This is a genomic window from Olsenella massiliensis, assembly GCF_001457795.1.
GTDB lineage: Bacteria > Actinomycetota > Coriobacteriia > Coriobacteriales > Atopobiaceae > Olsenella_F > Olsenella_F massiliensis.
Genome location: NZ_LN898210.1, coordinates 184,881 through 195,654, shown reverse-complemented (window position 1 = coordinate 195,654; position 10,774 = coordinate 184,881). Strand labels below are relative to the sequence as shown.

The window sequence follows — 10,774 nt, the reverse complement described above, 5'->3', positions numbered from 1 at the left end:
ACAGTCAGGCCCACGGCTGTCGCTTATCCCCATCTGGAGGGGTATAGGGGACAGGGGCGGACCCCACCCCCCGCACCCCCTTCACCACGAGCTGCGAGGGCGGACGCCTCACGTCAAGGTGCAGGTCGATCCTGTCCAGGGGGGGCCCGCCGATGCGTCCCTGGTACGCCTGGACGCGCCCGGGCGCGCAGCTGCAGCTGCGCGCCGGGTCTCCCAGATGCCCGCAGGGACAGGGGTTTGCCGCGGCCACGAGCTGAAAGTCGCAGGGGAAGCTGTAGAGGCCGTCCACTCGCACCAGGCGCACGCAGCGGTCCTCCATGGGCTGGCGCAGGGCCTGCAGGACGTTCGTCGCAAACTCCGGAAGCTCGTCCAGAAACAGCACGCCATGATGGGCAAGGGAGATCTCTCCAGGTATGACGGGACGTCCGCCGCCCACCAGGCCGCCCAGGGAGACGGAATGATGCGGCGCCCTGAAGGGTCGCCGCCGAGAGACGGCCAGGTCGTCGACGGGCTGGCCTGACACCGACGACATCAGCAGCACCTCCTCGAGCTCGGCGTCGGTGAGAGGGGGCAGGATGGAGGGGAGGCGCCGGGCCAGCATGGTCTTGCCGGCCCCGGGAGACCCCACCATGAGCAGGCCGTGTTTGCCTGCGGCGGCGATGACCAGCGCCCTCTTTGCCTCCTCCTGGCCGTACACGTCGACAAAGTCGAGGTCCTTGACACGACCGTCCCCACTGGGCGCGAGGCCCGGGGCGGGGCGGGACGCGCGAGGCAGCTCCTTCACGCCCCGGCGAAGGTCCGCCAGGCTCCGCAGGGACCGCAGGTCGCAGCCGTCAGCACCCAACGTCGCGCCGCCGGCGCCCACGAGTTGAGCCCCCAGCCTGCGAGCGAGCATCTGATAGGCCACCGCGCCGCGCGTCTCGCACACCTCGCCCGCCAGACCCAGCTCGCCCACGAAGAGGCAGCGGTCGAGCCCCTCGGTGGACATCTGCCCGCTCAAGGCGAGGACGGCCACGGCGATGGGAAGGTCAAAGCCCGTGCCGTTCTTTCTGATGCCAGCAGGCGCGAGGTTGACGGTATAGTGCAGGGGCGGCATCTTGAACCCGCAGGACTTGAGGGCGCAGCGCACCCGCGAGCGGGCGTCCATGACCCCCGCCCCCGGGAGCCCCACGATGGAGATGCCGGGCAGCCCCGCCGACGTGGCCACTTCGACCTGTATGGGCAGCGCCTCGACGCCCCAGAGGCAGGCCGACGCCACCGACACGTTTGACGCCGCCATCAGAGGTCCCAGGCGAAAGCGCCGACGAGGTGCCGCAGATGAGCCTGCCGCTCGCCTTCCACCTTGATGGCGATGACGTCAAAGCGCAGACACTCCGTCCTCTCGTGCTCGAGGAGGTAGGCCAGGGCGATGTTGCGATAGCGGCGGCGCTTGTCCTTGGTGACGGCCAGCTCGGGGACCACGTCAACGTCGTCGGGGCGCGCGACGCGCGTCTTGACCTCCACGAGGACGACGCAATCGTCATCCCTGGCGACGATGTCCGCCTCGCCGCCGGCATTGACGAGATTGCGCTCCAGCAGCTCGAAGCCCCGGCGCGCGAGGTAGCCGGCGGCAAGGCGCTCGCCGAGGCGGCCCACCTCGCGCGGGCTCATGTCATAGGGCGAGGTGCCTTTGGGCTCCCAGCAGTCGTCCACGGATGACCACCAGGCGTCCTGGCGCGCGCGAAGATGCTCAGGGCCCACGTCACCGTGGACGGCGTCGGCCCCCTCCTGCGCCTCGAGGCCCTTACCAGGCCCTGCGTCGGCGGGCATGGGGTCCTCAGCCCCCCTGCCGAAGGTCATTCTCGAGACAAAGCTGGCGTCGTCCATCGGTCCCCCCTTGGTCGTGTGCGTACGCCAAGGATGCCAGGCCGAACTTGCGGGGGGCTCGCACCCGTCTGCGGCGGCCTGCGCCGGCGTCGCGCAGGCGACGCAGGCAGACCGTTTCAAAAGCTCAGGGGGCCGGATGAGACGCGACCGCTGCGAGGGCGGGCGCGAGGCCCTCAGAAGAGGCGGGGCGGCTCCAGGAAGTTTCCACAGAAGCTCGCCCGGTGAAGCGGCGTGAGCCCGCGCTCGCGGATGGCCGCTATGTGCTCGGCGGAGGCATAGCCCTTGCAGGCCGCAAGGTGATAGCCGGGATACTCCTCGTCGTAGGTGCGCATCAGGGCGTCGCGCGTGACCTTGGCCACGATGGACGCGGCGGCGATGGAGGCTATGCGGGCGTCGCCGTGCACCACCGTGCGCTCAAGCGGGTGCACATGGACGGGGTTGCCGTCGATGAGGACGCATGCGGGCGTCACGCCGGCGTCGCGTATGGCCCCCGCCATGGCCCGACGCAGGGCCTGGCCCATGCCCAGCTCGTCGATGTCGGCGGGCTCGACGTGACAGACGCCCACGGCTGCGGCCACGGCCAGGATTCGGGCGGCCAGGACCTCCCCTGTCTCTTATACACATCTAGATGTGTATAAGAGACAGGGGCAGGCGCGCCCTCGAGGTCAGATCGGAAGAGCGCCGGGTAGGGAAAGGGGGGAGGAGCACGCGGGTCCCGTTCCATTAAGCGCGCGCCACCTGCCGGCGCGGGTCGTCGGCATACCGTGCGATCAGCTCGCCCAGCTCGTCCGCGTCCGCCTCACCCAGAAGGGCGGCGACCTCGCGAGCCGAAGCGGCCTGCGGCCGCGCCATGGGACCTCCTTACGAACAGGCCCCGGTCTCCCGGGGCCTTCGCTGACGTCTTAGCGCTTCTCGCGGATGCGGGCCGCCTTGCCCACGCGGTCGCGCAGATAATAGAGCTTGGCGCGACGGACGGCGCCATGACGGACGACCTCGAGCTTGGCGATCTTGAGGCTGTGGAGGGGGAAGGTGCGCTCGACGCCCACGCCGAAGCTGATCTTGCGGACGGTGAAGGTCTCGCGGGAGCTGCCGCCGCTCATGCGGATGACGTCGCCCTGGAAGACCTGCTCGCGCTCGCGGTCGCCCTCCTTGATGCGGTAGTGAACCTTGACGTTGTCGCCGACGCGGACCTGCGGGATGTCCTCGCGGATCTGCTGGCGCTCGATGGCGCGAATGTAGTCCATAGTTTCCTCGTCTCTAGAGGTGCCACCGTCTTGGCGTGACACATAGCTTTGCACACGAAAGAGTATTGTAGGACTCAAGGCCCGCGAGGGCAAGCCGCATTTCATCATTTCCACCCTTCCATGCCGCGAGACGCGCGTCTGTCCTAGGAACGGGCGAGCCTCCATCCGATTGCCCTCTCACGCATGCCCACGAAATCTCGGTAGATGCCGCCCGAGCGCATGAGCTCGTCATGGGTTCCGCGCTGGACGATCCTCCCGGCGTCAATCACCGCGATCTGGTCAACCGTCCTCACGGTCTTCAGCCGGTGGGCTATCATGATGACCGTCTTTCCGCGTCTCAGCTCCTCGACGGCACGTTGGAGCTCGAGCTCGTTCTCGGGGTCCACGTTTGCCGTTGCCTCGTCCAGAATGACGACGGGGGCATCCTTCAGGATGGCGCGGGCGATGGAGAGCCGCTGGCGCTCACCACCCGAGAGCGCAGCCCCGCCCTCGCCCACCCTCGTCTCGTAGCCCTGGGGAAGGCTCTCGATGAAGGTGTCGCAGCAGGCGCGACGGGCCGCCTCCACCACCTCCTCATGACTGGCCTCAGGCCTGCCGAACTTGATGTTGTTCTCGACCGTGTCGTCAAAGAGGTAGACGCCCTGGAACACCATGGAGAAGTTGGAGAGGAGCGCGTCTACCTTCCAGTCGCGCACGTCATGGCCCCCCACGAGGACGCGGCCCGCGCTCACGTCCCAGAAGCGCACCATGAGGTGTGCGAGCGTAGTCTTGCCCGCGCCGGAGGGACCGACGAGGGCGCAGGAGCTGCCCTGAGGGATGTCGAGCGAAACGCGATCGACCACTCGACGCCCCCCATAGCTGAACGAGACGTCCTCCAGCCGTATGTCAAAGCCCTCGCTTGACTCGACGCCCGCCCCCTCGTCCATGGGGGGCGTGGCGATGAGCGCGTTCACCTTGTCCATGCTGAGGTCAATCATGCGCAGCAGGCTGGCATAGCTGCCGACGAGCTCGAGCTTGGCGAAGACCAGGAACGACGCGACGAGCATGGTGAGGCAGGTGCCCGTCTCAAGCGAGCCCGAGACCCAAAGATGGACAGAGAGGAGGCACAGGCCAACGCTGGCGGCCTTGCAGATTGCCGCCTCCAGCACCATGAAGCCGATGAAGCGAAGCTCGAGGCCGAGGTTGACGGCCTCGCAGGACCGTATTGCCGCACCAAGGCGACTCTCGGCGCGCTTTGCGACCGAGAAGGCCCTCACGACCGACATGCCCTGCACGTATTCAAGGACGGCGCCCACGAGGCCCTGCTGTGCCTCGACTCGACGGCGCGAGGTGGCGCGTGAGACGCGCTGCATGACGGCCATGACCCCCAGCACGCCGGCGAGGGTGGCGAGCGCGAGCAAGCCGCAGCGCGGGTCCATCACGCCCAGCGCGAGGGACATGATCAGGGTGAGCACGAGGCCCGAGATGACGTTGGTGTAGACGATGCCGCCGGCGTTTTGCACGTCATCGAGGGTGCTCGTCATGGTGCTCGCCATCTCGCCGAGGCTGGTCTCGTTGAAGTAGCCCATGGGCAAAAGGCGGAGGTGGTCCCCTATGGCGGCGCGCTTCTCGCCGCACATGGAGTAGTTGCCGTCGCAGAAGTTCTGGCTCTTGAAGTGAGCCGTGACGAAGCTGCCGGCGATGGAGACAAGCATGACGAGAAGTGACGAGACGGCAGTCGACGAGCTGAGCTCGCGGCGCGCGACGGCGCTGAGGACGATGGAGAGGGCGAGAATCTGCAGCGCCTCGAAGAGGGAGTTCGCCACCGCCCATGCCATGCCTCGACGCAGCTTGGCCGCGTTTGCACCCCCAAAGGCGAAGTACGCGCGGATGGTAGAAAGCATGGCTACTCCCCTTCCTGCGCCTCGTCGCGGGCGCCCCTGTGCGTGAGGTACATCCTGCGGTACAGCGCACACTCTTCCATGAGCTCCTCATGCGTCCCGCTGGCGCGCACGAGCCCGCCGTCCACGACGACGATCCTGTCTGCGGTGGTTATGGTGGAGAGGCGATGCGCTATGACGACGAGCGTGCGGCCGCGGATGAGGCGAGAGACGGCGGCCTCCACCTGTGCCTCGCTCTCGGGGTCCGTGTAGGCGGTCGCCTCGTCCAGAATGATGATGGGACTGTCGTGCAGCATGGCGCGGACGATGGCGACGCGCTGACGCTCCCCGCCCGAGAGGTGACCGCCGGCGTCACCCACCACGGTCTGGTACCCGTGGTCGAGCGCCATGATGAACTCGTGGCATCCGCAGAGGCGGGCTGCTTCCATCACCTCGGCGTCCGTCGCGTCGGGCCGCCCCATCCGGATGTTCTCCATGATCGAGTCATTGAAGAGGTAGCACTCCTGGGACACATAGGCGACCTCGTTGGCGAGCTGGCGTGCCGAGAGGCTCGTGAGATTGCGGCCCCCAAGGCTCACGGTCCCCGCGTCCGGGTCCCAATACCCGGCCATGAGCCGCGCCAGGGTCGATTTGCCCGAGCCGCTGGGGCCCACGAGGGCACAGACGGAGCCCGGCCTGACGGAGAGGTCCACCCCATGGAGGACCTCGACATCACCATAGGAGAAGCGCACGCCCGAAAGCTCGATGCCGGGCACGTCCTCAAGCGCAGGCAGGACGGCGCCATCGTCAGCCCGGCGCTGCTCCCTCTCGTCAAGCACGCCCGAGATCTGCCCGACGATGGTCCCGACCTGGGCGAGGGAGTCGAAGAAGCTGAGTGCGGCATACAGCGGTGGGAAGATGCCCAAGGAGAGCGTGGCCGCCAGGATAAGGGTCTCGGGGGCCAGCTGGCCCGCCGAGACGAGCATGCAGCCCACGGGCAGGACTCCCACCAGCGTCGCGGGCATGATGGCAAGGGCCAGGTCGGACCAGACCTGGCAGTGGGCCATCCAGTCGATGTAGGAGCGAGCGTAACTCCGCGCGGCCGTCGAGAACTTCTCGTACGAGCTCGCCGAGCGACCGAAGGCCTTGATCACCTGTATGCCGTTCACGTACTCGACCGCCGCGGACGACATCTCGTTGCCCGTCCTGACCGTTCTGCCATACCAGCTCTCATAGTCGCGCATCATCTGGCCGAGCGCGAGCGCGCCGACGGGCAGCGTCGCAAGGGAGACGAGCGCCAACCTCCAGTCGAGCGAGAACAGATAGGCGACGACGACCACCGGCACCAGGAGGTTGCTGGTCATCTCGGGCACCACGTGGGCGAGGACCGTCTCGATGCCGTCGGCCTTCTCGACGAGGATGTTCTTGAGGGTGCCCGAGGGCGTGTCGAGTACATAGCCCATCGGCACGCGGGCGAGCTTGGTCGCGACGAGCCTGCGCACGGCGGAGATGGTCCTGAACGTCGCAAGGTGCGAGACAGACGTCGAGGCATAGTGGAACAGGACGTAGCAGCCATAGCTTGCCGCCGCAAAGGCGCACCAGCCGACGTAGAGGCCGAGCTCCCGCCTGCCCTGCAGGACAGCCACGACCATGTTGCCTGCGGCGACGTACGGCAGGACGCTGCCGGCGACGCCGACGACCGCCAACAGGACCGAGAGCAGGTAGAGTCCGTGATAGGGCCGGGACCACTCATACAGTCGGGCAAGGGGTGAGTCCCCTCCCCTTGATGGCGTCTCCACTGTCGAGCCTCCTTAAAAAGTTAACCTCAGTTACCTTTTTAAGGATAGCAAGACCTCCCACGCCCGGCAACCCCAGAACCATGGGCATGGCTCACACCACGGCCATCCCCGACAGGCTCCAGGCCTTGGGGACGTTGATCCTCTCGTAGCAGCGGATGGCAAAGCGGTCCGTCATGCTGCTCACGTGGTCGGCCGCCCGTACATGGAGGGGGTCGTCCTCGCAGCCCTCGCATGCCGGCGGAAGCTCGTCGGGGTGGGCATAAAAGTGCAGGAAGAGCTCAAAGACGAGATGGGACGCCTTGGGCTCCTCGCGCTTCGCCTCGCCGTGCAGGTAGAGGTTCTCAAAGAGAAAGCGGCGCATGCCCAGCATGGCGCTGCCCACCGTGTCTGACATGAGGATGTCCCCCGCCTGCGCGCTCGTCTCGACCGCGTCATGGACCATGGTCTCTATGCGCTCCGACGAGCTCGTGCCCAGAACGTCGCGATAGGCGGCAGGCAGAGACTCCTCCTTGAGCAAGCCCGCCCGCTTGGCATCGTCCATGTCATGGGTCACGTAGGCGATCCTGTCGGCAAGCGCGACGATGCGCCCCTCCAGGGTGGAGGCGACAGGCCCGCAGTTGTGGCAGAGGATGCCGTCTACGACCTCGGCCGTGAGATTGAGGCCGCGTCCGTCCCGCTCGAGCGTCTCGACGATGCGGACGCTCTGCTCACTGTGCGAGAAGAGGCCCTCCGCCGCAGGGTCCACGCTCAGGACCTTGGCCTGCGCCGCCCTGAGGGCCCGCTCGCCGGCATGGCCGAACGGCGTGTGGCCCAGGTCATGCCCGAGCGCGACGGCCTCGGTGAGGTCCTCGTTGAGGCCGAGGGGCCGGGCTATCGAGCCGGCTATCTGCGCCACCTCGAGCGTGTGCGTGAGCCGCGTGCGGTAGTGGTCGCCCTCGGGCGCGAGGAACACCTGCGTCTTGTTGGCCAGCCTCCTGAAGCTCTTGCTGTGAAGGATGCGGTCGCGGTCCTGCTGAAAGCAGGTGCGGTAGGGATCGTCCTGCTCGGCGCGGAGCCTCCCCTTGCTCTGGTCGGCTCGACAGGCGGCACAACAAAGGAGCCGTCGCTCCCTGCCCTCGAGATCCTCGCGACTGATGAGGGCGAGGCCCTTGCCCATGGGAGACTCCCTTCCAAAAGAGAGGGGGAAGGGGCCAGACCCCTTCCCCCTCTCGTTCTACCGCTCTGGCCTCACCTAGGCGACCGTCGCGGGCCCGCCGTTGGAGAGGATCTTGGCCTGCGCGCCGGCGAGGCGTGCGATGGGCACGCGATAGGGCGAGCAGGAGACGTAGTCAAGGCCGAGGTCATAGTACATCTTGATGGAGTCGGGGTCTCCGCCCGTCTCGCCGCAGACGCCGCAGACGATGGTCTCGTTGGCGGAACGACCGCCCTTGACGCCCATCTCGACGAGCTTGGCGACGCCGGCGTCAAGCGTCTCGAACGGGTTGGTCTTGAGGACCTTCTTGGCGAGGTACTGCGGGATGAAGGCGCTCTCGACGTCATCGCGCGAGAAGCCGAAGGCGGTCTGCGTGAGGTCGTTGGTGCCGAAGGAGAAGAAGTCGGCGTACATGCCGATCTCGTCGGCGGTCACGGCCGCGCGCGGCAGCTCGATCATGCAGCCGATGGGGATGGAGAGCTCCACGCCCTCGGACTCCTCGACGGCTTTGATGCCGGCCTCGACCTGCTCGCGGACGAGCCTGAGCTCTTCGACCGTGGAGATGAGCGGGACCATGATCTCGGGCTTGGGGTCAAGGCCCTGCTTCTTGAGTGCGGCGGCGGCGCCGGCGATGGCGCGAACCTGCATGTCATTGAGCTCGGGATAGACGATACCCAGACGGCAGCCGCGCAGGCCGAGCATGGGATTGGCCTCCTGGAAGGAGTCCAGGCGGGCGAGGCGCTCGCGCATGGCCTCGATCTGGGTCTCGTTCTCGCCGCGGCCCTCGGCATGGGCGATCTCGACGGCAAGCTCGCGGGGGTCGTCGAGGAACTCGTGCAGGGGCGGGTCGAGCAGGCGCACGATGACGGCCTTGCCGTCCATGGCCCTGAACATGCCCTCGAAGTCGCCGGTCTGGGCCTTGAGGAGCTGGCCGAGGGCCTGCTGCTTCTGGCCGTCGGTCTCGGCGAGGATGAAGGACTGGATGATCTGCTTGCGCTCGCCGAGGAACATGTGCTCCGTGCGGTCGAGGCCGATGCCCTCGGCGCCGAAGTCAACGGAGAGCTGCGCGTCCTCGGGGTTGTCGGCGTTGGTGCGCACGCCGAAGATGCGACCGCGCGAGGCGTCCCGACGAACCTCGTCGGCCCACTGGAGCATGTGCTCGAGGTCACCGGTGAGCTCGGGGCGCTTCAGGGGCACGGCGCCCACGATGATGTCGCCCGTCGTGCCGTTGATGGAGATGATGTCCCCCTCGTGCAGCGTGATGTCGGTGCCGGCGATGGAGACCTCCTTGTTCTTGGCGTCGATCCTGAGCGCCTCGGCACCGCAGACGCAGGGGGTGCCCATGCCGCGGGCGATGACGGCCGCGTGCGAGGTCTTGCCGCCGTGCGAGGTCAGGATGCCCTCGGCGGCCACCATGCCCTTGAGGTCGTCGGGCGTGGTCTCCCAGCGGACGAGGATGCAGGGCTTCTCGACGTTGGCGTAGTGGACGGCGGCGTCGGAGGAGAAGACGACCGCGCCGACGGCGGCGCCGGGGCTGGCGTTCATGCCCTTGGCGGCCACCTCAAAGTCCGCGCTGGGGTCAAGCTGGGGGTGCAGCAGCTGGTCGAGCTGGTCGGGCGCCACGCGCAGGATCGCCTGCTCCTTGGTGATGCGGCCCTCGTCAACCATCTGCATGGCAACCTTGAGCGCCGAGAGGGCGGTGCGCTTGCCCACGCGGGTCTGCAGCATCCAGAGCTTGCCCTCCTGGATGGTGAACTCGAGGTCCATCATGTCGGCGTAGTGGTCCTCGAGGATCTCGAAGACGCGATACAGGTCCTCGCCCGCCTTCTCGAGGCCGGCGATCTTGGGAAGGTCCGAGATGGGCTCCGTGTTGCGGATGCCGGCCACGACGTCCTCGCCCTGTGCGTTGACCAAGAAGTCGCCGTAGCGCTCGTTGGTGCCGTCGGCGGGATTGCGCGTGAACGCGACGCCGGTGGCCGAAGTGTCGCCCATGTTGCCGAAGACCATGACCTGGACGTTGACGGCGGTGCCGAGCGTGTCGTCGATCTTGTTCTGCTTGCGGTAGAGGATGGCGCGCTCGGTGTTCCAGGACCCAAAGACGGCCTGCTCGGCAAGACGCAGCTGGAGCAGAGGGTCCTGCGGGAAGGCGGCGACGCCGTCGGGGGCGACCTCGGGATGGGCCTGGGAGTCGACGTTCCTGGCGAAGATCTGCTTGAACTGGTCCGTAAGCTCCTTGAGGTCGTCGGCGTCGAGGTCGGTGTCGAGCTTGACCCCCTTGGCGCGCTTCATCTCGGTGATGGCATCCTCGAAGAGCTGGCCCTCGACGCCCATGACGACGTTGGAGAACATCTGGATGAAGCGACGGTAGGAGTCCCAGCCGAAGCGCTCGTTGCCCGTCTTCTTGATGAGACCCAGGACCGACTGGTCGTTGAGGCCGAGGTTGAGAACCGTGTCCATCATGCCGGGCATGGAGAAGGGGGCGCCGGAGCGGACGGAGACGAGCAGCGGGTCATCGGCGTCGCCGATCTTCTTGCCCATGCGACGCTCGAGGTCCTGGCGATATCCGTCGATCTCGTCGAGGACGCCGTCGGGCCAGACGTTGCCGGCGTTCGAATAGGCGACGCAGGTCTGGCAGGTGATGGAGAAGCCCGGGGGGACGGGCAGGCCGATGTTGGCCATCTCGGCGAGGTTGGCGCCCTTGCCGCCGGTGATCCACCGCGCCTTCTCGACGGAGTCGCCGGCGACCTCCGTCACGTTCTGGCCGTTCTCGTCCACGCCGAAGCGATATACATGCTTTTCAGCCATGCGACACCC

Annotated in this window: 7 protein-coding genes and 1 pseudogene; all 8 read right to left on the bottom strand. The window is 67.3% G+C overall.

Going from position 1 to position 10,774, the window contains the following annotated elements; translation table 11 throughout:
* Nucleotides 1–4 precede the first annotated feature (4 nt).
* The 8 genes and pseudogenes from BN3001_RS03035 to ppdK all read right to left on the bottom strand — a co-directional run bounded on the left by BN3001_RS03035 (nucleotide 5) and on the right by ppdK (nucleotide 10,765).
* Nucleotides 5–1,279, bottom strand: a complete 1,275-nt coding sequence (locus BN3001_RS03035; RefSeq protein ID WP_058270332.1) for a YifB family Mg chelatase-like AAA ATPase — start codon at nucleotides 1,277–1,279, stop codon at nucleotides 5–7.
* On the bottom strand, nucleotides 1,279–1,866 hold the full coding sequence (locus tag BN3001_RS03030) for a YraN family protein (protein ID WP_058270331.1): 588 nt from the start codon (nucleotides 1,864–1,866) through the stop codon (nucleotides 1,279–1,281). The genes BN3001_RS03035 and BN3001_RS03030 overlap by 1 nt, the downstream gene beginning before the upstream one ends.
* A 173-nt stretch (nucleotides 1,867–2,039) precedes the next feature.
* A pseudogene (locus BN3001_RS08705) lies at nucleotides 2,040–2,718 on the bottom strand (ribonuclease HII).
* A gap of 50 nt (nucleotides 2,719–2,768) precedes the next feature.
* A complete protein-coding gene (gene rplS / locus BN3001_RS03020) occupies nucleotides 2,769–3,110 on the bottom strand; it encodes a 50S ribosomal protein L19 (protein ID WP_058270330.1) in 342 nt (113 codons plus the stop codon).
* Nucleotides 3,111–3,253: 143 nt separating this feature from the next.
* Nucleotides 3,254–4,993 carry an ABC transporter ATP-binding protein gene (locus tag BN3001_RS03015; protein ID WP_058270329.1) on the bottom strand — a complete coding sequence of 580 codons (1,740 nt, stop codon included), beginning with the start codon at nucleotides 4,991–4,993 and terminating at the stop codon, nucleotides 3,254–3,256.
* Between the two features lie 2 nt (nucleotides 4,994–4,995).
* The gene (locus BN3001_RS03010) at nucleotides 4,996–6,768 is read right to left on the bottom strand and encodes an ABC transporter ATP-binding protein (RefSeq protein WP_058270328.1); all 1,773 of its coding nucleotides are present in this window, start codon (nucleotides 6,766–6,768) and stop codon (nucleotides 4,996–4,998) included.
* Nucleotides 6,769–6,859: 91 nt separating this feature from the next.
* Entirely contained in the window at nucleotides 6,860–7,924 is a 1,065-nt protein-coding gene (locus BN3001_RS03005; RefSeq protein WP_058270327.1) for a deoxyguanosinetriphosphate triphosphohydrolase, read from the bottom strand.
* 75 nt (nucleotides 7,925–7,999) lie between these two features.
* The gene (gene ppdK, locus BN3001_RS03000) at nucleotides 8,000–10,765 is read right to left on the bottom strand and encodes a pyruvate, phosphate dikinase (protein ID WP_058270326.1); all 2,766 of its coding nucleotides are present in this window, start codon (nucleotides 10,763–10,765) and stop codon (nucleotides 8,000–8,002) included.
* Nucleotides 10,766–10,774 lie beyond the last annotated feature (9 nt).